At 70.3% G+C, this 19238-nt stretch carries 22 protein-coding genes; 14 read left to right on the top strand and 8 right to left on the bottom strand.

Translation table 11 applies throughout. The annotated features are described in order from the left end of the window. Window positions 1-21: 21 nt before the first annotated feature. From lepB to OG562_RS30815, 8 genes are all read left to right on the top strand, one after another. A complete protein-coding gene (gene lepB / locus OG562_RS30780; protein WP_266403672.1) occupies window positions 22-804 on the top strand; it encodes a signal peptidase I in 783 nt (260 codons plus the stop codon). Beyond that, window positions 794-1318, top strand: a complete 525-nt coding sequence (locus OG562_RS30785) for an NUDIX hydrolase (protein WP_266403674.1) — start codon at window positions 794-796, stop codon at window positions 1316-1318. Before lepB ends, OG562_RS30785 begins: the two co-directional genes overlap by 11 nt. Window positions 1319-1374: 56 nt before the next feature. Then, a complete protein-coding gene (locus tag OG562_RS30790) occupies window positions 1375-1683 on the top strand; it encodes a DUF2469 domain-containing protein (RefSeq protein WP_005311352.1) in 309 nt (102 codons plus the stop codon). Between the two features lie 182 nt (window positions 1684-1865). Further along, a complete protein-coding gene (locus OG562_RS30795) occupies window positions 1866-2237 on the top strand; it encodes a YraN family protein (protein ID WP_266403676.1) in 372 nt (123 codons plus the stop codon). 1 nt (window position 2238) lies between these two features. Then, window positions 2239-3864 carry a YifB family Mg chelatase-like AAA ATPase gene (locus OG562_RS30800; protein WP_266403678.1) on the top strand — a complete coding sequence of 542 codons (1626 nt, stop codon included), beginning with the start codon at window positions 2239-2241 and terminating at the stop codon, window positions 3862-3864. After that, on the top strand, window positions 3861-5021 hold the full coding sequence (dprA, locus tag OG562_RS30805; RefSeq protein WP_266403680.1) for a DNA-processing protein DprA: 1161 nt from the start codon (window positions 3861-3863) through the stop codon (window positions 5019-5021). The genes OG562_RS30800 and dprA overlap by 4 nt, the downstream gene beginning before the upstream one ends. 302 nt (window positions 5022-5323) lie before the next feature. Beyond that, window positions 5324-6166 (top strand): RNA polymerase sigma factor WhiG, encoded by an 843-nt coding sequence (gene whiG, locus OG562_RS30810; RefSeq protein ID WP_266403683.1) that lies wholly within the window; start codon window positions 5324-5326, stop codon window positions 6164-6166. Between the two features lie 63 nt (window positions 6167-6229). Then, the gene (locus tag OG562_RS30815) at window positions 6230-6787 is read left to right on the top strand and encodes a TetR/AcrR family transcriptional regulator (protein ID WP_266403685.1); all 558 of its coding nucleotides are present in this window, start codon (window positions 6230-6232) and stop codon (window positions 6785-6787) included. 28 nt (window positions 6788-6815) lie between these two features. Here OG562_RS30815 and OG562_RS30820 read toward each other — a convergent pair whose 3' ends face one another. Continuing rightward, a complete protein-coding gene (locus tag OG562_RS30820) occupies window positions 6816-7394 on the bottom strand; it encodes a M23 family metallopeptidase (protein ID WP_266403687.1) in 579 nt (192 codons plus the stop codon). 280 nt (window positions 7395-7674) lie between these two features. On the opposite strand from OG562_RS30820, the gene rpsB reads away from it, so the two are divergent. The 6 genes from rpsB to OG562_RS30850 all read left to right on the top strand — a co-directional run bounded on the left by rpsB (window position 7675) and on the right by OG562_RS30850 (window position 13135). Then, window positions 7675-8622, top strand: coding sequence for a 30S ribosomal protein S2 (gene rpsB, locus OG562_RS30825; RefSeq protein ID WP_266403689.1), 948 nt, complete (start codon window positions 7675-7677; stop codon window positions 8620-8622). A gap of 172 nt (window positions 8623-8794) precedes the next feature. Further along, window positions 8795-9631, top strand: coding sequence for a translation elongation factor Ts (tsf, locus tag OG562_RS30830; protein ID WP_266403691.1), 837 nt, complete (start codon window positions 8795-8797; stop codon window positions 9629-9631). Window positions 9632-9820: 189 nt separating this feature from the next. Next, window positions 9821-10579, top strand: coding sequence for a UMP kinase (gene pyrH, locus OG562_RS30835; protein WP_266403693.1), 759 nt, complete (start codon window positions 9821-9823; stop codon window positions 10577-10579). A 219-nt stretch (window positions 10580-10798) separates the two neighbouring features. Continuing rightward, complete coding sequence (gene frr / locus OG562_RS30840; protein ID WP_107448712.1) at window positions 10799-11356, top strand: ribosome recycling factor; 558 nt, start codon at window positions 10799-10801, stop codon at window positions 11354-11356. Next, a complete protein-coding gene (locus tag OG562_RS30845) occupies window positions 11356-12570 on the top strand; it encodes a phosphatidate cytidylyltransferase (protein WP_266403698.1) in 1215 nt (404 codons plus the stop codon). The genes frr and OG562_RS30845 overlap by 1 nt, the downstream gene beginning before the upstream one ends. Before the next feature lie 115 nt (window positions 12571-12685). After that, window positions 12686-13135, top strand: coding sequence for an SRPBCC family protein (locus OG562_RS30850; RefSeq protein ID WP_266403700.1), 450 nt, complete (start codon window positions 12686-12688; stop codon window positions 13133-13135). Between the two features lie 267 nt (window positions 13136-13402). Here OG562_RS30850 and OG562_RS30855 read toward each other — a convergent pair whose 3' ends face one another. The 7 genes from OG562_RS30855 to OG562_RS30885 all read right to left on the bottom strand — a co-directional run bounded on the left by OG562_RS30855 (window position 13403) and on the right by OG562_RS30885 (window position 19194). Beyond that, window positions 13403-14005, bottom strand: coding sequence for a hypothetical protein (locus tag OG562_RS30855; protein WP_266403701.1), 603 nt, complete (start codon window positions 14003-14005; stop codon window positions 13403-13405). A 129-nt stretch (window positions 14006-14134) separates the two neighbouring features. After that, window positions 14135-15373, bottom strand: a complete 1239-nt coding sequence (locus OG562_RS30860) for a site-specific integrase (RefSeq protein WP_266403703.1) — start codon at window positions 15371-15373, stop codon at window positions 14135-14137. Between the two features lie 77 nt (window positions 15374-15450). After that, window positions 15451-15699, bottom strand: a complete 249-nt coding sequence (locus OG562_RS30865; RefSeq protein ID WP_266403704.1) for a helix-turn-helix domain-containing protein — start codon at window positions 15697-15699, stop codon at window positions 15451-15453. A 333-nt stretch (window positions 15700-16032) separates the two neighbouring features. Next, the gene (locus OG562_RS30870) at window positions 16033-17577 is read right to left on the bottom strand and encodes a YfjI family protein (protein ID WP_266403707.1); all 1545 of its coding nucleotides are present in this window, start codon (window positions 17575-17577) and stop codon (window positions 16033-16035) included. Then, window positions 17574-17933 carry a hypothetical protein gene (locus OG562_RS30875; RefSeq protein WP_266403709.1) on the bottom strand — a complete coding sequence of 120 codons (360 nt, stop codon included), beginning with the start codon at window positions 17931-17933 and terminating at the stop codon, window positions 17574-17576. The genes OG562_RS30870 and OG562_RS30875 overlap by 4 nt, the downstream gene beginning before the upstream one ends. Beyond that, window positions 17930-18850: a bifunctional DNA primase/polymerase gene (locus OG562_RS30880; RefSeq protein ID WP_266403710.1), complete on the bottom strand. Its 921-nt coding sequence runs from the start codon at window positions 18848-18850 to the stop codon at window positions 17930-17932. The genes OG562_RS30875 and OG562_RS30880 overlap by 4 nt, the downstream gene beginning before the upstream one ends. After that, window positions 18847-19194 (bottom strand): hypothetical protein, encoded by a 348-nt coding sequence (locus OG562_RS30885; RefSeq protein WP_266403712.1) that lies wholly within the window; start codon window positions 19192-19194, stop codon window positions 18847-18849. Before OG562_RS30885 ends, OG562_RS30880 begins: the two co-directional genes overlap by 4 nt. Between the last annotated feature and the right edge of the window lie 44 nt (window positions 19195-19238).

Genomic DNA, 19238 nt, shown 5'->3' on the forward strand with positions numbered 1-19238 from the left:
CGCCGGGTAGGGTGCGGATCCATGGGTGGCGAGAGCACGACGCGTACGGCCCCGCGCAGTGGCGGTGGCAGCAGCAGTGGCCCGGTGGGCAGCCGGACCGGACAGCGCCTGTCCGGACTGGCCGTCGCGCTGGGCCTTGTGCTGTTCCTGGGCGGCTTCGTCTGGGGAGCGCTGATCTACCGGCCGTACACCGTGCCCACCAGCTCCATGACCCCGACCATCGACGCCGGCGACCGGGTCCTGGCCCAGCGGATCGACGGCGGCGAGGTGCGCCGCGGGGACGTCGTCGTCTTCAGCGACAAGACCTGGGTGACCAACGCGCTCGTCGTCAAGCGCGTGGTCGCGGTCGGCGGCGACACGGTCTCCTGCTGCACGAACGGCAAGCTGACCGTCAACGGCAAGCAGATCGACGAACCGTATCTGCCCCAGGGGAGCCTGGCCGAGATCACGGACTTCCCGAGCGTGAAGGTCCCCGCGGGGCGGCTGTTCCTCCTCGGCGACGAACGCCAGGGCTCCCTGGACTCCACCGCCCACCTCACGGACGCGGCCCAGGGCACGGTCGCGCGCAGCGCCGTCACGGCCCGCGTGGACGCCGTCGTATGGCCCGCGAACGGCCTGCTCACGCGCCCCACGGGCTTCGAGGAGCTCGGCGCCCTCTCCCAGCCGGGACCGCTCCGTACGATCGTCTGGCTGATCGTCGGCGGCGCGGTGCTGGTCCTGGGCGGCGGGGCGTACGGCCCGATCGCCAAGCGGACGTCCCGCAGCCGCACCCGTCCGCAGCCGGAGCCCGCCGGTGCCCGCTGAGACGACGGACGCGAGCGTCGACTCCTACGAGGGCGGACTGCGCAAGGTGGCCCGGGTCGTCCTGCTCGACCCCGACGACCGCATCCTGCTCCTGCACGGCCACGAACCGGACGACCCGGCCGACGACTGGTGGTTCACCCCCGGCGGCGGTCTGGAGGGCGACGAGACCCGGGAACAGGCCGCGCTGCGGGAACTCGCCGAGGAGACGGGCATCACCGAGGTCGAACTCGGCCCGGTGCTGTGGACGCGGATGTGCTCCTTCCCCTTCGCCGGCCGCCGCTGGGACCAGGACGAGTGGTACTACCTGGCCCGTACGACGGTGACGGCGACCCGGGCCACGGCCCTGACGGAGCTGGAGCGGCGCAGCGTCGCCGGAGCGCGTTGGTGGACCTGTCAGGAACTGACGCGGGCCCATGAGACGGTGTATCCGACCAGACTCGCCGAGCTGCTGGCCAGGCTGCTCGACGAAGGTCCCCCGGCCGGGCCCGTAACCCTGGACACGGAAATCGTCTAGGGGCGCGCGGGACTGGCGCACAATGGGGTGACCGCACGGCTGAAGGGGAACATGCCATGAGCGCCGAGGACCTCGAGAAGTACGAGACCGAGATGGAGCTGAAGCTCTACCGGGAGTACCGCGATGTCGTCGGTCTGTTCAAATACGTGATCGAGACCGAGCGGCGCTTCTACCTCACCAACGACTACGAGATGCAGGTGCACTCGGTCCAGGGCGAGGTGTTCTTCGAGGTGTCGATGGCGGACGCCTGGGTGTGGGACATGTACCGGCCGGCCCGGTTCGTGAAGCAGGTGCGGGTGCTCACGTTCAAGGACGTGAACATCGAGGAGCTGAACAAGAGCGATCTGGAGCTTCCGGGGAGCTGATGGGTCGGCCTGTGCGGCTTGTGTGGCCAGTGGGGTGGCTTGTGCGGCTTGCGGGTCGGCCTGTGGGTCGGCCTGTGGGTCGGCTCGAGGCTGACGGAGTTATCCACAAGCGTTGACTTGTCCACCAAGATCCACTTCTTGGGGCCGGGTGCGTGAGCGTGGGTGCCGGAGGTGGTGCCGACATGACCACGGATCTGGCACGAGGTGCACTCGGCAAGTACGGCGAGGAACTGGCCGCGCGGCGGCTGGCCGACGCCGGGATGACGGTCCTGGAGCGCAACTGGCGCTGCGGCAGGACCGGTGAGATCGACATCGTCGCGAGGGACGGCGACGTCCTGGTCGTCTGCGAGGTCAAGACCCGCAGGGGCGGTGGTTTCCAGCACCCGATGGCGGCGGTGACGCCGGAGAAGGCCGAACGGCTGCGCGGGCTCGCCGGGCGGTGGATCCACGCCCACGGAGGAGCTCCGCCGGGCGGCGTCCGCATCGACCTGATCGGCGTCGTCCTGCCTCGCCGCGGGGCCGCCGTGGTCGAGCACGTGCGGGGGGTGGCCTGAGATGGGGTTCGCGCGGACGTGCTCGGTGGCCCTGGTGGGCGTGGAGGGGGTCGTCGTCGAGGTCCAGGCCGACCTGGAGCCCGGGGTGGCGGCGTTCACCCTGGTGGGGCTGCCGGACAAAAGCCTGACCGAGAGCCGGGACCGGGTACGGGCGGCGGTGGTGAACTCCGGCGGGGAGTGGCCGCAGAAGAAGCTCACCGTCGGACTCAGCCCGGCGTCGGTGCCGAAGGCCGGCAGCGGCTTCGACCTGGCCGTCGCCTGCGCGGTGCTCGGCGCGGCGGAACGCATCGACCCACGGGTGCTCGCCGACATCGTGATGATCGGGGAGCTCGGCCTGGACGGACGGGTGCGCCCGGTACGGGGGATCCTGCCGGCGGTGCTCGCCGCGGCGGACGCCGGCTACGAACAGGTGGTCGTGCCGGAGTGCGCCGCCGCCGAGGCTTCGCTGGTGCCCGGCGTCTCCGTGCTCGGGGTGCGCAGCCTGCGCCAGCTGATCGCCGTCCTCGCCGACGAGCCCGTGCCCGAGGAGGAGCCCGACGACCTGGGCCGGCCGGATCCGCTCCTCGCCGGGCTGCGGATGCCCGGCACGGGCGCGGCCACCGGCATGCACAGCATGGGCGCAGCCCAGCACGACCTCGGACACGACCTCGCGGACGTGGTGGGGCAGCGCTCGGCGCGGACCGCGGTGGAGGTCTCCGCCGCGGGCGGACACCATCTGTTCCTGGAGGGGCCGCCGGGCGCGGGCAAGACCATGCTCGCGGAGCGACTGCCGGCCGTCCTGCCCCGCCTGAGCAGGGAGGAGTCGCTGGAGGTCACCGCCGTGCACTCGGTGTCCGGGCTGCTGCCGCCGGGCAAGCCGCTGATCGACGTCGCCCCCTACTGCGCCCCGCACCACTCGGCCACCATGCAGTCGCTGGTCGGGGGCGGCCCGGGTATCGCGCGCCCCGGCGCCGTCTCCCTGGCCCACCGGGGCGTGCTCTTCCTCGACGAGACCCCGGAGTTCAGCAGCCACGCCCTCGACGCCCTGCGGCAGCCGCTGGAGGCCGGACACGTCGTGATCGCACGCAGCTCGGGCGTCGTGCGCTTCCCGGCACGGTTCCTGATGGTGCTCGCGGCCAACCCGTGCCCCTGCGGCCGCTTCTCGCAGCGGGACGCCCTGTGCGACTGCTCGCCCGCGGTGATCCGCCGCTACCAGGGGCGGCTCTCCGGTCCCCTGCTCGACCGGGTCGACCTGCGGGTCGAGGTGGACCCGGTGAGCAGGGCCGAGCTCGCCCACCGCGGTCCCGGAGGCGAGTCCACCCAGACGGTCGCCGACCGGGTCCGGGCGGCCCGGGAACGCGCGGCGGCCAGGCTGGCCGGCACCCCGTGGCGGACCAACAGCGAGGTGCCGGGCCGGGAGCTGCGCAGCCGCTGGCATGCCGCGACCGGCGCGATGGACGAGGCCGAGCGGAACCTGGAGCGGGGGGTGCTGACCGCCCGCGGGCTCGATCGCGTCCTGCGGGTCGCCTGGACCGTCGCCGACCTCGTCGGACACGACCGGCCCGGCGCGAGCGACGTCGCCCTGGCGCTGCAACTGCGCACGGGGGTGCCGCGCGGGGTGCCGATGGCCCTCGGGGCCCTGACGTGAACAGCGCCGGCGAGCCGGACCGCGACCGGCTCGCCCGGGTCTTCCTCGCCCGGGTCATCGAGCCCGGCGACGAGGTCGGCGGGCAGTGGGTGCGCGAGCGCGGGGTCCTGGAGGTGGTGCGGCGGCTGCGGGGCGACGGGGAGATGCTCCCCGGGGTGAGCGCGCGGCGCTGGGCCGGGCTCAGGGCGCGGGCCGGGCGGGCCGAGCCGGAGCGGGACCTCCGGGTCGCGCGGGAGGCCGGGGTGCGGTTCGTGTGCCCGGGGGACGCCGAGTGGCCGGGGCCGCTGGACGACCTCGGGGACGGCCGGCCCCTGGGTCTGTGGATCCGGGGGCGGCCCAGCCTGCGGATGTGGGCGCTGCGCTCGGTGGCGGTCGTCGGCGCCCGAGCCTGCACCGAGTACGGCGCCCACATGGCCGTCACCCTCGCGGCCGGCCTCGCCGAACGGGGGTGGGTGGTGGTGTCCGGCGGCGCCTACGGCGTGGACGGCGCCGCCCACCGGGGCGCCCTCGGCGCGGGCGGCGCCACGGTCGCCGTCCTCGCCTGCGGGGTCGACCGGCCCTACCCGCCCGGCCACACGGAGTTGATCAACAGGATCGCGGAACAGGGGCTGGTCGTCGGGGAGTTGCCGCCGGGGGACCATCCGACGCAGAGCCGGTTCGTCCTGCGCAACCGGGTGATCGCCGCGCTCACCCGGGGCACGGTGGTCGTCGAGGCCGCCCACCGCAGCGGCTCGCTGGTCACCGCACTGTCGGCGCAGCGGCTGGGCCGACACACGATGGGCGTGCCCGGCCCGGCCACCAGCGGTCTCTCCGCCGGGGTGCACGAACTCCTGCGCGGCGAGGCGGTGCTGGTCACCGACGCGGCGGAAGTCGTGGAGCTGGTCGGCGACATGGGCGAGCTGGCCCCGGAGCGGCGCGGCCCGGTGCTCCCGCGCGACCTGCTGGAACCGGGCGCCCGGCGTGTTCTGGCGGCACTGCCGTCCCGTCGGCCCGCGGCCGCCGACGAGATCGCCCGGGAGGCCCGGACCACGCCGGACGACGCGATCGCGAGGCTGTACGAGCTCAGGGCGCTCGGTTACGTCGAACGACACGGCGACGGCTGGAAGTTGACACGCCAGGCGGTGGTCTCCGTTGGAGGAGGTCGACGCCCGTGTTGACCGAGCCTGTTCGGCCGTCCGGGGGAACGCCGAACCCCTTGGGAATTCCCGCAGTTGACCATTGCGGCGGTCACCCGGAGCGACCGCCGTCGCCTCGCGCGGCGTCCAGCGGAACGTATCTGCGCACAGGTCGGGGGCCGCTCTTCGCGCACCGCGACACCCCAGTCACGCTACGCTCACGGGATTCCGACACAGAACGGCACCTCTGCACCGATCAGCATCACTCGGCACCACTTCGCATTACTTGGCACCACTTGGCACCGACTCCCCGCACTTCACGGCAGAACGGCACAAGGCGACGAATGCCCCAGCACACCTCCGGGTCCGACCGGGCGGCGCTCCCCCCAGCCGCCCGTGACGGTGGCAGCGTGCGACCGCCCGCTCCCTCGACGCTCGACGAGCTGTGGCGGTCGTACAAGGCGACGGGGGACGAGCGCCTCCGGGAGCAGCTGATCCTGCACTACTCGCCGCTGGTGAAGTACGTGGCGGGCCGGGTCAGCGTGGGGCTGCCGCCCAACGTGGAGCAGGCGGACTTCGTGTCGTCGGGGGTGTTCGGGCTGATCGACGCGATCGAGAAGTTCGACATCGACCGGGAGATCAAGTTCGAGACGTACGCGATCACCCGGATCCGGGGCGCGATGATCGACGAGCTGCGGGCGCTGGACTGGATTCCGAGGTCGGTGCGGCAGAAGGCGCGCAACGTGGAGCGGGCGTACGCGACGCTGGAGGCGCGGCTCAGACGTACCCCGTCGGAGGCGGAGGTGGCCGCCGAGCTGGGCATCGCGGTGGACGAACTGCACGCGGTGTTCAGCCAGTTGTCCCTGGCGAACGTGGTGGCGCTGGAGGAGCTGCTGCACGTCGGGGGCGAGGGCGGCGACGGGCTGAGCGTCATGGACACGCTGGAGGACACCGCCGCGGACAACCCCGTGGAGGTGGCCGAGGACCGGGAGCTGCGACGGTTCTTGGCGCGGGCGATCAACACGCTGCCCGAACGGGAGAAGACCGTCGTCACGCTGTACTACTACGAGGGACTGACCCTGGCCGAGATCGGGAACGTGCTGGGCGTGACCGAGAGCCGGGTCAGCCAGATCCACACCAAGTCCGTGCTCCAGCTGCGCGCGAAGCTGGCGAGCTTCGGTCGATGACCCTCCCGCTCGGGGTGGAGCATCCGTAAAGTGGCCGATGTGCCAAGGATTCGAGCGGCCTCCGTGGCCGAGCACCGGTCGATGCAGCGTGCCGCCCTGCTGGACGCGGCACGCTCCCTGCTGTCCGAGGGCGGGACGGAGGCGCTGACCTTCCCGGCCCTCGCCGAGCGGACGGGCCTCGCGCGTTCGTCCGTCTACGAGTACTTCCGGTCGCGAGCGGCCGTGGTCGAGGAGCTGTGCGAGGTCGACTTCCCCGTGTGGGCGGCGGAGGTCGAGGCGGGGATGGCCTCGGCCGAGGGGGCCGAGGCCAAGGTCGAGGCCTATGTGCGGCGACAGCTGGCGCTGGTGGGCGACCGCCGGCACCGGGCGGTCGTGGCGATCTCGGCGAGCGAGCTGGACGCGGGGGCCCGGGAGAAGATCCGCGCGGCGCACGGCGGACTCGTCGCGATGATCGTCGACGCACTGCGCGACATGGGCCACGCGGAGCCCCGGCTGGCGGCGATGCTGGTGCAGGGCGTGGTCGACGCGGCCGTCCGCAGAATCGAACTGGGTGCGGCGGAGGACCCCGCCGCGATCACCGACGCCACGGTGTCGATGGTCCTACGGGGTGTTCTGGGCTGAGCCCTGAGCCCTGAGCCTTGATCCCGGGCTACGGCAGGGGTACGCCCAGTACCGGCAGCAGTCGTGACGGGGCCCTGTGCAAGAGGACCGGGGGCAGCAGGGCGAGTGGGTTCAGGTAGGCGTCGGCGTGCAGCAGGCCCCAGTGGACGCACGTCGCCGTGCAGTGGGAGCCCGTCGGCTCCACCGCGCCGATCACCTCGCCCGGGGTGACCCGCTGCCCCTTCTCCACCGACGCCCGTACCGGCTCGTACGTCGTTCGCAGAGGTGGTTCGCCGGTGCCCGACAGCTCCACCGCGACGACTCCGCGGCCCGCCACCCGGCCGGCGTAGGACACCCGGCCCGCCGCCACCGTGCGCACCGCAGCGCCGGGCGCGGCCGCCAGGTCCACTCCGCGGTGGCCGCGGGCGTACGCGGTCGCCGGGGGCTCCCAGGTGCGGAGCACCGGAGGGTGGACGCCCACCGGCCAGGTCCGGGCGATGGCGGGGACCGGCGGGGGCAGGGGTGGGACGGGCGGTGGCGTCGGGTCCGCCCAGGCCAGGGTCGCCGCCGCCGTCATGACCGACAGGAACAGCAGCAGGCCCAGGCAGCGCTTCGGATAGAGGTGCATGGGGTGAGCGTGCCGTGGGCCGACGGTCACCGCCGGCACCTGTGGACGACCTCCCGCCTGTGGACATCGGCGTCACCCGGTACCTCGCCGGTCCCGTACACTTCTTCTGGCGATCCGGGTCACCGGGTCGACTTCGCACGCCCCGGTATCGGGGGCCGGCCACGGTCGGTCTCCCGGTATCCGCGCCCCTCGGTCCTTCGTGGCTCGGCGCACCGCGGGCGTCAGGCGCGGGAGCCGTCCGGCATCCGCGGCACAACCGAGAACACCAAGGAGAACGGCCATGGCCGTCGTCACGATGCGGGAGCTGCTGGAAAGCGGCGTCCACTTCGGTCACCAGACCCGTCGCTGGAACCCGAAGATGAAGCGCTTCATCTTCACCGAGCGCAACGGCATCTACATCATCGACCTGCTCCAGTCGCTGTCGTACATCGACCGCGCCTACGAGTTCGTCAAGGAGACCGTCGCCCACGGCGGCACGGTCATGTTCGTCGGCACGAAGAAGCAGGCGCAGGAGGCCATTGCCGAGCAGGCCACCCGCGTCGGCATGCCCTACGTCAACCAGCGCTGGCTGGGCGGCATGCTCACCAACTTCTCCACCGTCTACAAGCGTCTGCAGCGCCTCAAGGAGCTCGAGCTCATCGACTTCGAGGACGTCGCCGCCTCGGGTCTGACGAAGAAGGAGCTCCTGGTCCTCTCCCGCGAGAAGGCCAAGCTGGAGAAGACGCTCGGCGGTATCCGCGAGATGTCCAAGGTTCCCAGCGCCGTCTGGATCGTGGACACCAAGAAGGAGCACATCGCGGTCGGCGAGGCCCGGAAGCTCAACATCCCGGTCGTCGCCATCCTCGACACCAACTGCGACCCCGACGAGGTCGACTACAAGATCCCGGGCAACGACGACGCGATCCGCTCCGTCACCCTGCTCACCCGTGTGATCGCCGACGCGGTCGCCGAGGGTCTCATCTCCCGTTCCCGCGTCGCCACCGGCGACAAGGGCGAGAAGGCCGCGGCCGAGCCGCTCGCCGAGTGGGAGCGCGACCTGCTCGAGGGCGAGAAGAAGGCTGACGAGGCTCCGGCCGCCGACGCTCCGGCCGTCGCCGAGGCCCCCGCTGCCGAGGCCCCCGCTGCCGAGGCCGAGGTCGTCGCCGAGGCTCCGGCCGCCGCCGAGGCCCCGGTCGCCGACGAGGCGCCCGCCGTCGAGGCTCCGGCCGCCGAGGGCGAGCAGGCCTGACCCTTCGGTCAGCGTGACGGCGGGAGTGGGGACATGAAGTCCGCTCCCGCCGTTCACCCGTAGGTCAGCGCAGAGTCTGCGATCCACATCTCCATGGAGATCATGGAGTCATGGAGATCGCGGACTCAGCAGATCTCCGATCTTCCAGACTTCGAGAAAGACTCACAGACTCATGGCGAACTACACCGCCGCCGACGTCAAGAAGCTCCGCGAGCTCACCGGCGCCGGCATGATGGACTGCAAGAAGGCGCTGGACGAGGCCGAGGGCGACGTCGACAAGGCTGTCGAAGAGCTCCGGATCAAGGGCCAGAAGGGCGTCGCCAAGCGCGAGGGCCGCTCCGCCGAGAACGGCGCGGTGGTCTCGATCATCGCCGACGACAACTCCTCCGGCGTCCTCGTCGAGCTGAAGTGCGAGACGGACTTCGTCGCCAAGGGCGACAAGTTCCAGGCCGTCGCCACCACGATCGCCACGCACGTCGCGAAGACCTCCCCGGCCGACCTCGAGGCGCTGCTCGCCTCCGAGATCGAGGCCGGCAAGACGGTCCAGGCCTACGTCGACGAGGCCAACGCCACCCTCGGCGAGAAGATCGTGCTGGACCGCTTCGCGCAGTTCGCCGACGGCTACGTGAGCGCGTACATGCACCGCACGATGCCCGACCTGCCCCCGCAGATCGGTGTCCTCGTCGAGCTGGACAAGCCCAACGCCGAGGTCGCCAAGGGCATCGCCCAGCACATCGCCGCCTTCGCGCCGAAGTACCTCTCCAAGGAGGACGTGCCGGCCGAGGTCGTCGAGTCCGAGCGCCGTATCGCCGAGGAGACCACCCGCGCCGAGGGCAAGCCCGAGGCCGCGATCGCCAAGATCGTCGAGGGTCGTCTCAACGGCTTCTTCAAGGACGCCACGGTCCTCGGCCAGCCGTACGCGCTGGACAACAAGAAGTCCGTCCAGAAGGTCCTGGACGAGGCCGGTGTCACCCTGAAGCGCTTCTCGCGCATCAAGGTCGGCATCTGAGTCCGTACCGCGACGGACGCCCGGCCCCGGTAGGGTCGGCAGCAGTCGTTCGCGTACGCCGTCACATGGACGTGTGACGGACGACAGCAGATCTGACGAGGAGGCCATTGCCGAGCATGGGATGCCAACGACACCCCATCGGCAGTGGCCTCTTTCGTATGTGCGACATGTGAAAGAAGCGAGAACGCCATGACCACCAAGGCCCAGAAGAGCGAAGACGGCAAAGTGAGCGGCCGGTTCATGCTGAAGCTGTCCGGAGAGGCCTTCGCCGGTGGCGGGGGCCTGGGCGTCGATCCCGACGTGGTGCACAAGATCGCCCGTGAGATCGCGGCCGTCGTCCGCGACGGCGCCCAGATCGCGGTCGTCATCGGCGGCGGCAACTTCTTCCGCGGCGCGGAACTCCAGCAGCGCGGCATGGACCGCGCCCGCTCGGACTACATGGGCATGCTCGGCACGGTCATGAACTGCCTCGCCCTCCAGGACTTCCTGGAGAAGGAAGGCATCGACAGCCGGGTGCAGACCGCCATCACCATGGGCCAGGTCGCCGAGCCGTACATCCCGCTGCGCGCCGTGCGGCACCTGGAGAAGGGCCGTGTGGTCATCTTCGGCGCCGGCATGGGCATGCCGTACTTCTCGACCGACACCACCGCCGCGCAGCGCGCCCTGGAGATCGACGCCGAGGCGCTGCTGATGGGCAAGAACGGCGTGGACGGCGTCTACGACTCCGACCCCAAGACCAACCCGGAGGCCGTCAAGTTCGACGCCCTCGGCTACGGCGAGGTCATCACGCGCGAGCTGAAGGTCGCCGACGCCACCGCCGTCACGCTGTGCCGCGACAACAAGCTCCCGATCCTCGTCTTCGAGCTTCTGGCCGAGGGCAATATCGCTCGCGCCGTCAAGGGTGAGAAGATCGGCACGCTTGTGGGTGAGCAGGGCAGCCGGTCCTGACCGCTGAACCTCCGGATTCGTACGACATGAACTCCCGCGTTCGTACGACATGAACCTCCGGGTTCGTACGACAACACCTGACCGGCGGACGGACCCTGGTCGGGGGATGGACAATGTTCTGCCGGTCGGGAACCGTGCAGGAAGAAGACGCGACGCAGCCGGCCGCCGCCCCCGCAAGGAACCGCAGCCGGGCCTACTCAAGACACGCAGGAGCAAGTGGTGATCGAAGAGACCCTCCTCGAGGCCGAGGAGAAGATGGAGAAGGCCGTCGTGGTCGCCAAGGAGGACTTCGCCGCGATCCGCACCGGCCGTGCGCACCCGGCGATGTTCAACAAGATCGTGGCCGACTACTACGGTGCGCCGACGCCGATCAACCAGCTGGCTTCGTTCTCGGTGCCGGAACCGCGCATGGCCGTCGTGACCCCGTTCGACAAGACCGCGCTGCGCAACATCGAGCAGGCGATCCGCGACTCCGACCTGGGAGTCAACCCGAGCAACGACGGCAACATCATCCGGGTGGTGTTCCCCGAGCTCACCGAGGAGCGCCGACGCGACTACATCAAGGTCGCCAAGGGCAAGGGCGAGGACGCCAAGGTGTCCATCCGCGCGGTCCGTCGCAAGGCCAAGGACGCGATCGACAAGCTCGTCAAGGACGGCGAGGTCGGCGAGGACGAGGGCCGCCGTGCGGAGAAGGAGCTCGACGACACCACCGCGAAGTACGTCGCCCAGGTGGACGAGCTCCTGAAGCACAAGGAATCGGAGCTGCTCGAGGTCTGATGAACGACTCTTCCTGGGGCTCACCGCCGCAATCCGGGTCACGGGCCGGGTACTGGGGGCCCGTCGACCAGGGGCCTGTCCAAGGGGCCGCTCCGGCGGGTCCCGCGTACGATGCGCCTGAGGCGCAGCAGACTCGCCCCATGCCCATCGTCCCCGACGTACCCGCTCACGGCGGAAACCAGGATGACGACCGGGGGGCCGCTCGGCTGGGCGGCCCCTTGTTCCGAGACGAGGCGTTCCGCGACGAGACGCACCAAGACGTGCACCCCACGCACCGTGGCGCGTCCGGTGACGGGACGTTCCGCCACGAGACCCCGTCGGCACAGCCCCTTGCGGCGGTGCCGCAGAATCCGGAGCCCATGCCCGACGTCCCTCAGCCCGCGCCCGCACCGCAGAAGAAGAGTGCGGGCCGAGACCTGGGCGCGGCCATAGGAGTCGGGGTCGGGCTCGGCGTGGTGATCGTCGCGTCGCTGTTCGTCGTCAAGGCCGTGTTCATCGGAGTGATAGCAGTCGCCGTCGTGGTCGGCCTGTGGGAGCTGACCAGTCGGCTGCAGGAGCGCAAGGGGATCAAGGCGCCCCTGGTGCCGCTGGCGCTCGGCGGGGCCGCGATGGTCGTCGCCGGGTACGTCCGGGGTCCCGAGGGCGCCTGGGTCGCCATGGCCCTGACCGCGCTGGCGGTCCTGGTCTGGCGGATGACCGAGCCGCCCGAGGGCTACCTCAAGGACGTCACGGCCGGTGTCTTCGCCGCGTTCTACGTACCCTTCCTGGCCACCTTCGTCGCCCTGATGCTCACGGCGGAGGACGGCGCGTTCCGCGTCATGACGTTCCTGGTCCTGACGGTCGTCAGCGACACGGGCGCGTACGCCGTCGGCTGGCGCTTCGGCAAGACCAAGCTCGCTCCGCGCATCAGCCCCGGCAAGACCCGCGAGGGACTGTTGGGCGCGGTGTCGTTCGCGATGGTCGCGGGTGCGCTGTTGATGCAGTTCCTGATCGACGACGGCACCTGGTGGCAGGGTCTGCTGCTCGGCCTCGCGGTCGCGGCCAGCGCCACACTCGGCGACCTGGGCGAGTCCATGATCAAGCGGGACCTCGGCATCAAGGACATGGGCACGCTGCTCCCCGGCCACGGCGGCATCATGGACCGGCTGGACTCGCTGCTGCCCACGGCGCCCGTCGTGTGGCTGCTGCTGGTGCTGTTCGTGGGATCCGGCTGACCGGCCCGCACATGCGGTGCGACGGGCCTTCGTCCTTCCAGGGCGGGGGCCCGTCGCCGTATGGTGAAAGAGCGGACAATCCATTCAGGGGGACCCCTGGAAGGGGGCGGGCGCCATGTCCGACTTTCATGAATCGATCGACGTCGACCGCAGCCCCGAGGACGTCTGGGCCTACGTCATCGACCCCTCCCACCTGTCGGAATGGCAGGCCAGCGCGGTGGCGGCCGAACCGCTCGACGAAGGCCCCGTCGGCGTCGGCTCCCGGCTGCGGATCACCCGGCACGTGGGGCGTCGGGACATGCCGATGACGATGGAGTACACCCAGTACGACCCACCGCGCGCCTGGGGCCTGCAGGGCGTCGACGGTCCCGTCCGCGGTCACTTCCACGGCGAGATCACCCCGCTCGACGGCGGCCGCCGAGCCCGAGTGACCATGGACCTCGCCTTCGAGGGCCACGGCATCGGCAAGGTCCTGCTGCCCCTCGTCGTCCGGCCCCAGGTCCGCAAGGAGCTGCCGCTGAACGAGCGGCTGCTGAAGCAGCGGCTGGAGCACGAGACGGCGTAGACCCGCTGGTGGGCGGGTCGACAGGGTCCGCCCAGGCCGCGGCCGTACTGCCGACCCTGGCACCGCACGAAGACGTATGTCAGCCGGGTCTTCCTCGGTATCGCCTCCCTCTTCTGAGGCGACCGGGGCACCGGAGTCGATCTGCGACACTGGTATGGCTATGCCTAAGCCCGGAGAACTGGCAGTGATCCGGCAAGAACGGCCCCTGACCAGCGCCTTTGGTGCTGGGCAGGGGCCATTTGGCGTTCCTGGGCCGTCTACGGGCCGTCAGGGCTCTTCCATAACGATGTCGATGCCCTTTTGCAAGAGTGCGCCAGCCAGAACCAGTACGGCTCCACCAGCAGCCACCCCAACGGGGCCGCCACACACGGCCATGGCGACAGAACCAGCCAGCATCGCAAACCCCGCGATCACAGCGATGTGTCCCCAAGTCTTCCGTTTGAGGTCCCCCACAGGGACGCCACCTTCGATAGACGTGAGTTCGTGTGCCTTGTTTTGTAGCTCCACGATCTCTGCAGGCCCATGCGTGGCCAGGTGGTCCAGTGCCTGGTTCACCAGATGAGCTACGCCTTCCGTATCATCCATGATGACCGATGCGTATTTGGACACTTTTTCCAGGGCATACCGCTCTTTTTCCGATGCTTGTTTGTAGGTGTCCAGCAGCCGAAGCACGAGGTCGGAGTGATCGTGAATGGCAGCGATGCCATCGGCCATGTCGCGCGCGAGTCCGGCTAGGTAAAGCCTGTCCCAGTCGCTAAGGGCAGGCTTCTCTGCCAAGCGCCGGGACCACACCTCGTCAGTCGCGAGCACGCGATTGCACTGTTCGAACAGGTGCAACGACTTGATCTGGTCCCGCAGCGCGCCATCCATTGAGTGCTCCGCTCTTTCGCCTGGCTTCGCAACTCACCCTAGGTACTCGTATGGGGACTCGCCTCTAGACGAGAGCCAGATGAATGACTGCCAGCATCGTTGCGCCTCTGCCCCGAGTGGAGACATCGGTTATCGGTGATCCCTCGCTGTAAACATTGCGTCGATTGCCTTTCCCGTCCGCTCTTGGCTGGATGGCATGAGGTGGGCGTACACCCGCAGCGTCAGCCCCGGGTCCGTGTGTCCCAGGTACTGGCTCACGGCCTTGATGCTCTCTCCGGCGTCCAGCAACACGGACGCGTAGAAGTGCCTCAGCGCGTGCATGCCGTGCTCGCGGGCGGACTCGTACTTGCCGTCGTCCCCGGCGTCCGGGATGAGGCCGGCCACGGAGAGCGCGGGCTTCCACTCCTGGATGTTGAAGTTGCTGCGCCACACGATCCCGCTCGAGGTGTTCGTGAACAGGAGTCGGACCGAGACTTTCGGCCCGTCGGGCTTCCGCCACGGCAGGGTGACGTCGACCGACTTGCAGGCGTCCATGTGGGCACGCAGGGCCTCAGCCACTGACGACGGCAAAGGCACGTCCCGTTCCTTGCCGCACTTCGGCGGGGCGAACACGGCCTTTCCCCGGATGAGCTTTACCTGTCGGACTACCCGCAGGATGCCGCCCTCGAAGTCGAGCGCGTCCTCAGCGAGTCCCACGATCTCGCCCTGACGGAGTCCGCATCCCGCGCCGACGTCCACCATGGTCCGGTACCGCTCGGGGAGTGCGCCACGGACCTCAAGCACCTGGGCGGGCAACCAGGGGACGACGCGCCGTCGTTCAGCGGCCGGCGGGCGGACGGACTTCGCGGAGCACGGGTTGCGAGGCAACAGGCCGTCGTCCACGGCCGCGCTGAGTACGGCTCGAACGTCGCCGTATATGTTGCGCGCGTACGCGCCGCTGACGGCGGGGTTGGCCTCCAACGCGCTCGTGAGTTCGCGGATGTGCTCGGGACGGAAGGAGTCGAGCGGGCGTGTGCCGAGGACGGGGAACGCGTGCAGGCGCAGGCGCTGTTCGGTGACGATCTGGCTGGACAGGTCCGCGCTGTGAGCCTTGAGCCACTTCTCGGCGTAGCCCTTGAAGGTGACCCTGGCCGCGCGAGGGTCTATGTACTGGCCGCGCGACATGTCGGAAGCGATGTTGGTCAGCCACTTCTCCGCGAGGCGCTTCTGTCCGTCGGGGAAGCTCTTGGACTTCTCGGTACCGTCGGGCCCGACGTACCGGGCCCGGTAGCGCATGCCCGTGCCGTGGCGGTCGGTCTTGATGCGGAGGGTCTTGCCGTCGGCGTCGGTCTCGCTCTTGAACCAGCGGTCTTGGATGTGGCCTGCCATCGGGCAGTGGTCCTCTCTGGACATGCAGCAGGGAGAGCCGCGGGGGCGGCTCTCCCTGCTGTGTGGTGTGCGTTTGGTTAGGCGGCGGCGGTGTCGGCGTGCTTGCGCTGGTCGACGTAGGCGCGTACGTCGGCGGGGTCGTAGCGGAGGTGTTTGCCGATGCGGAAGCCGGGCGGGCCGATCCGCTTCTTGCGCCACTGGTAGACGGTCTCTTTCGGCACGTCGAAGATCTCGGCGATGTCGTCGGGCGTGAGGTATCGATCCGGGATGCCGCGCCACAGGACAACGCGGGGGTCGATCTCTTCGGGCAGGCGGTGCGGCTTCACTGCGTCCTCCGAACGTGGGTGACCTTGCGCTGAGCCGTCACTCAGCGCGGGTTGGAGGGTGCTTGAGTCGGGATCCGCTGACAGAACTGACAGAACCTCGCTGCTAGGCCGCTGACCTGCTGCTTTACGGGGTTCGCGATCTTTGACAGAACTGAGTTAAAACCTGACAGAACCTCGGCGGGCGGGGTTCTGTCACGGAGGCTCCCGGCGCGGGGCGGGGAGTTCTGTCGAGTTTTAACCAGGTTCTGTCACAAGCGCGATGATGCGTGTTTATGCAGGTCAGCGAGTCACGGTGGGGGTTCTGTCAGTTGTGTCGGCGGGTTGGGGGTTGTGTCAGGGGCTGCGGGTGATGCGGGGGTGGGTTTCGTAGCGGGGCGAGGGCGGCCGGCCGCCGCGGCCGGTGCGCGGCGGCGGGGGGATCTGCCGGATCCAGCCGTGCTCTTCGAGCAGGGCCAGGGCGGGGTCGAGGTCGCCGATGGCGGGGAAGTCCGCCCGCCGCAGGGCCCGGAAGAGCTCCCGTTTGGTGAACTGCGTGAGAGCGCCGGTGACGAGCTGGGCGAGGACGGTGAGGGCGGCGTCGTGGGCGGGGTCGGCGCTCATGGTGTCGAACACGTCCAGGGCATGCGCGGTGAAGTAGTCGCCCAGCTCGGTCGCGGCGGCCATGGTGGCGGCCTCGATCGGCTTGTGCCAGCCGTCCTCGGGGTGGGCGGCCAGGTGCAGCAGGCCGGCGATGCGGGCGACGGCTCCGTCGCGCTTGGAGGCCCATTTCACGATCGGGGCGTAGCTTCCGTCCGGGCCGAGACGCGACTCGGTGACTTTCTGGAAGGCGAGCAGGACCGCGTCGGCCTCGGGGGTGAGCTGGAGCAGGGCGGGGTCGGTCCAGTCGGCCAGGGCGAGGGTGAGGCCGCTCAGGCTCCTGCTGTAGGCGGCGGTCACCTGCTCGTCGAGCAGGTCGGGTGTGAGGTTGCGACGCCCGACCAGGGAGAGGGGCTTGGAGTAGAGGAAGCGGGCGAGCAGACCGCGGCCGTCGGCTCCGTCGATGCGGGAGAGCGCGTCGAGGACTTCCGGCTGGACGGCGAGGCCGACGGTGACGGCGGGGGCGTCGATGTGCTGGGCTTCGCGGCCCTGGCGGTTGACGCGGATCATGTCGCCGGCGTGGCCTTTGAGGAACATGCCCATGTTGGGCTTGCCGCTGTAGCGGCCGGCGATGATGTCGAACAGCTCGCCCTCGGCGCTCAGGCAGGCGATCCGCCCGCCCTGCTGGTCCAGCAGGGTCCCGATGTTCTCCGGGGTCACGTCGTCCGCGACGAGCTGCGGCACGGCCGGAACGCTCATCTCGTCCACGGCCTGGGCCAGTTCGACGGCTTCGGCGGTCAGTCCGGCGCGCTGGTCCGGCTCTGCGTCCGAGGCTTTGCCGGCGGCCTTGTCGGCGGCCGTCTTGGCCAGACGGAGCGTCGTCTCCGCCTCCGCCCGCACGGGCCCGGACAGCTCGATCAGGGCTTTCTCCGCGGCGAGCAGGGGGCGGACCATGAGGTCGAACACGGCGCTCTTGCGGTTGCCGGGGTCCAGGGCGACGGCGGTGTAGATGTTGACCGGCTCGCGCCAGTGCCCGCGCACGCACACCTTCACCCGGCCGCCGGCCGCGGTGGCAAGGACGGCGAGGGCGAGGCACCCGGCGAGGTCCGCCGGGGTCTGCGTCTCCTCGGCCACCCCGCGCACCATGCCGGCGAGCCAGCCGGGCAGGGCGTCGACGGGGAAAGCCGGGAGCGGGGGCCGGGACTTGAGGGGTACCGGCTCGTCCCATACGGGTCCGGCGATGTCCTCGGCGGTCAGGTCGAACCCTTCCCACAGATCAGGGCTCACGTCGTTCGCGGTCATGCGGCCGTACCTCCTTCCAGGGTGCGGGGGATGCGGGGGCAGGCGGTGCGGTGCCGGGTGTGGTCTTCCACGAGCCGGGCGACCGCGGCGCGCCCTACGGCGTGGCGGTCGTAGCCGCACGAGCACCAGGAACGTCCGGACGGCGTCACGCTCCAGTCCGGTGGTGCCGTGATGTGCAGCCACACCACGGGGCGACGCCCGTCGTCCGGGCACAGCTCCGAGCGACGTGCAGAAGGGACGCCCTTGCGGGCGGCGACCTTCGGCTCGCATGCGCCCGCCGGGTCCACAGGCTGTGGAGCGGCCTGCAGATGGCGGGTTGTGGCGGGAAGGCTCTTAGTAGGCGGGGGGTTGGTCATGCCGTTCGCCTGCCGGCCGGGTTGTGGGCGATGGACCAGTCCAGCCCGCGGGTGATGACGTCGTCGTAGTAGCGCTGCGACCGGGTGGCGTTGCCCGCCGCCGCCTTGCTAAGAGCCTCCTCGACCTCCCCGCGGTCGAGGTCGCCGGACGCGATCAGCCGACCGAGCGCCCGTGCGGCCTTGAGCAGCGTGGCGTTGCGGGTTCCGTCCGCGGCGCACGCGACGTTGTCGACCTCGCCGCGCAGCGCTGCCGCGGCGTACCCCCTCGCGCTCTTCATGGAGTTCGGGATGGCGTACGTGGGGCGTTGAGGGCGTTTGAGGGCGTCGTGCAGCCAGCCGGGCAGCGGGGCGGGCGGGCGGTCGTCGAGGACGGTGTACGTGCCGTCCGGGGTGGTGCTGCCGGGGGCGACGACGTATCCGCCCCAGCCGCGGGTGTCGATCTTCTTGGCGAGGCGTCCGGCGGTGCTGTGCAGGCGGGCACCGGGGGGCTGGGTGAAGTACAGGTGTTCCCCGCCGCGCGCGGTCCGCACCCGGTAGGTGTCGGGGACGGTCTGTCCGGCGCGCTCGCAGAGCGCTGCGAAGTTGGCGACGCCGTCAGGCGTTCCTTTCGGCTCCTGGGGCTTGAGGGTGTCGAGGTCGACTACCAGGAGCCCGGAGGGGCCGGTGGCGATGCCGACGTTGTAGGGCTGCTGCGTCCACGCCGCGGTCAACAGGCCCTTGTCGGTGGTGGCGCGCTCCTCTGGGGTCTTGTGCCCGTCGGCGCAACGGCCCGTGTGGGGGCAGTACTTTTCGGCGTGGCCGGCCGGGCGCTTGTCCATGGGCCGCAGGGGAATGACCGGCCAGTCCCGCCGTGAGGCTTCGAGAGCCCAGGCGAGCAGCCCCAGCCGGGAGAGGTCCGTGTTCAGGGAGATGGTCATGCGGCCGCGTTCCCGTCTGCCCACAGGCTGAGGACGCGGTCGTTGAGGCCGTCTCCGGCGGAGGCGATGGCGGTTTGGTCGTCGGTGCGGACGGCGTCGAGCAGGGCGGCGGCCTCCGGGGTGGGGCCGGGGTCCTCGATGCCGTCTAGTTCGCGGGCCAGGGTGCGCAGCAGGGACCAGGTCACGTACCGGTCGAGGAACATGCGGTACTCGATCAGGGTGAGCGTCGGGCCGACGGTGACCAGGGTGAGGATCACGCTCCCGTCGGAGCTCGGCTCAATGCCGGTGCTGACGACACGTTCGGTGCCCTCGGGCAGTCGCGGATGGATGCTGTGGTCGGGCATGCTGAATGTCTCCAGTTCCTTGATGGGTGACTGGCTGGCAAGGG

Origin of the sequence: Streptomyces sp. NBC_01275 (genome assembly GCF_026340655.1) — a bacterium.
In the GTDB taxonomy this organism is placed as follows: domain Bacteria; phylum Actinomycetota; class Actinomycetes; order Streptomycetales; family Streptomycetaceae; genus Streptomyces.

What these genes read in the sequence shown, in the direction of transcription:
- lepB (WP_266403672.1), top strand. Translation starts at nt 22, where the DNA reads ATGGGTGGCGAGAGCACGACGCGTACGGCCCCGCGCAGTGGCGGTGGC.
- OG562_RS30790 (WP_005311352.1), top strand. Translation starts at nt 1,375, where the DNA reads ATGAGCGCCGAGGACCTCGAGAAGTACGAGACCGAGATGGAGCTGAAG.
- OG562_RS30795 (WP_266403676.1), top strand. Translation starts at nt 1,866, where the DNA reads ATGACCACGGATCTGGCACGAGGTGCACTCGGCAAGTACGGCGAGGAA.
- OG562_RS30800 (WP_266403678.1), top strand. Translation starts at nt 2,239, where the DNA reads ATGGGGTTCGCGCGGACGTGCTCGGTGGCCCTGGTGGGCGTGGAGGGG.
- whiG (WP_266403683.1), top strand. Translation starts at nt 5,324, where the DNA reads ATGCCCCAGCACACCTCCGGGTCCGACCGGGCGGCGCTCCCCCCAGCC.
- OG562_RS30820 (WP_266403687.1), bottom strand. Translation starts at nt 7,394, where the DNA reads ATGCACCTCTATCCGAAGCGCTGCCTGGGCCTGCTGCTGTTCCTGTCG.
- rpsB (WP_266403689.1), top strand. Translation starts at nt 7,675, where the DNA reads ATGGCCGTCGTCACGATGCGGGAGCTGCTGGAAAGCGGCGTCCACTTC.
- tsf (WP_266403691.1), top strand. Translation starts at nt 8,795, where the DNA reads ATGGCGAACTACACCGCCGCCGACGTCAAGAAGCTCCGCGAGCTCACC.
- pyrH (WP_266403693.1), top strand. Translation starts at nt 9,821, where the DNA reads ATGACCACCAAGGCCCAGAAGAGCGAAGACGGCAAAGTGAGCGGCCGG.
- OG562_RS30845 (WP_266403698.1), top strand. Translation starts at nt 11,356, where the DNA reads ATGAACGACTCTTCCTGGGGCTCACCGCCGCAATCCGGGTCACGGGCC.
- OG562_RS30850 (WP_266403700.1), top strand. Translation starts at nt 12,686, where the DNA reads ATGTCCGACTTTCATGAATCGATCGACGTCGACCGCAGCCCCGAGGAC.
- OG562_RS30855 (WP_266403701.1), bottom strand. Translation starts at nt 14,005, where the DNA reads ATGGATGGCGCGCTGCGGGACCAGATCAAGTCGTTGCACCTGTTCGAA.
- OG562_RS30860 (WP_266403703.1), bottom strand. Translation starts at nt 15,373, where the DNA reads ATGGCAGGCCACATCCAAGACCGCTGGTTCAAGAGCGAGACCGACGCC.
- OG562_RS30870 (WP_266403707.1), bottom strand. Translation starts at nt 17,577, where the DNA reads ATGACCGCGAACGACGTGAGCCCTGATCTGTGGGAAGGGTTCGACCTG.
- OG562_RS30875 (WP_266403709.1), bottom strand. Translation starts at nt 17,933, where the DNA reads ATGACCAACCCCCCGCCTACTAAGAGCCTTCCCGCCACAACCCGCCAT.
- OG562_RS30880 (WP_266403710.1), bottom strand. Translation starts at nt 18,850, where the DNA reads ATGACCATCTCCCTGAACACGGACCTCTCCCGGCTGGGGCTGCTCGCC.
- OG562_RS30885 (WP_266403712.1), bottom strand. Translation starts at nt 19,194, where the DNA reads ATGCCCGACCACAGCATCCATCCGCGACTGCCCGAGGGCACCGAACGT.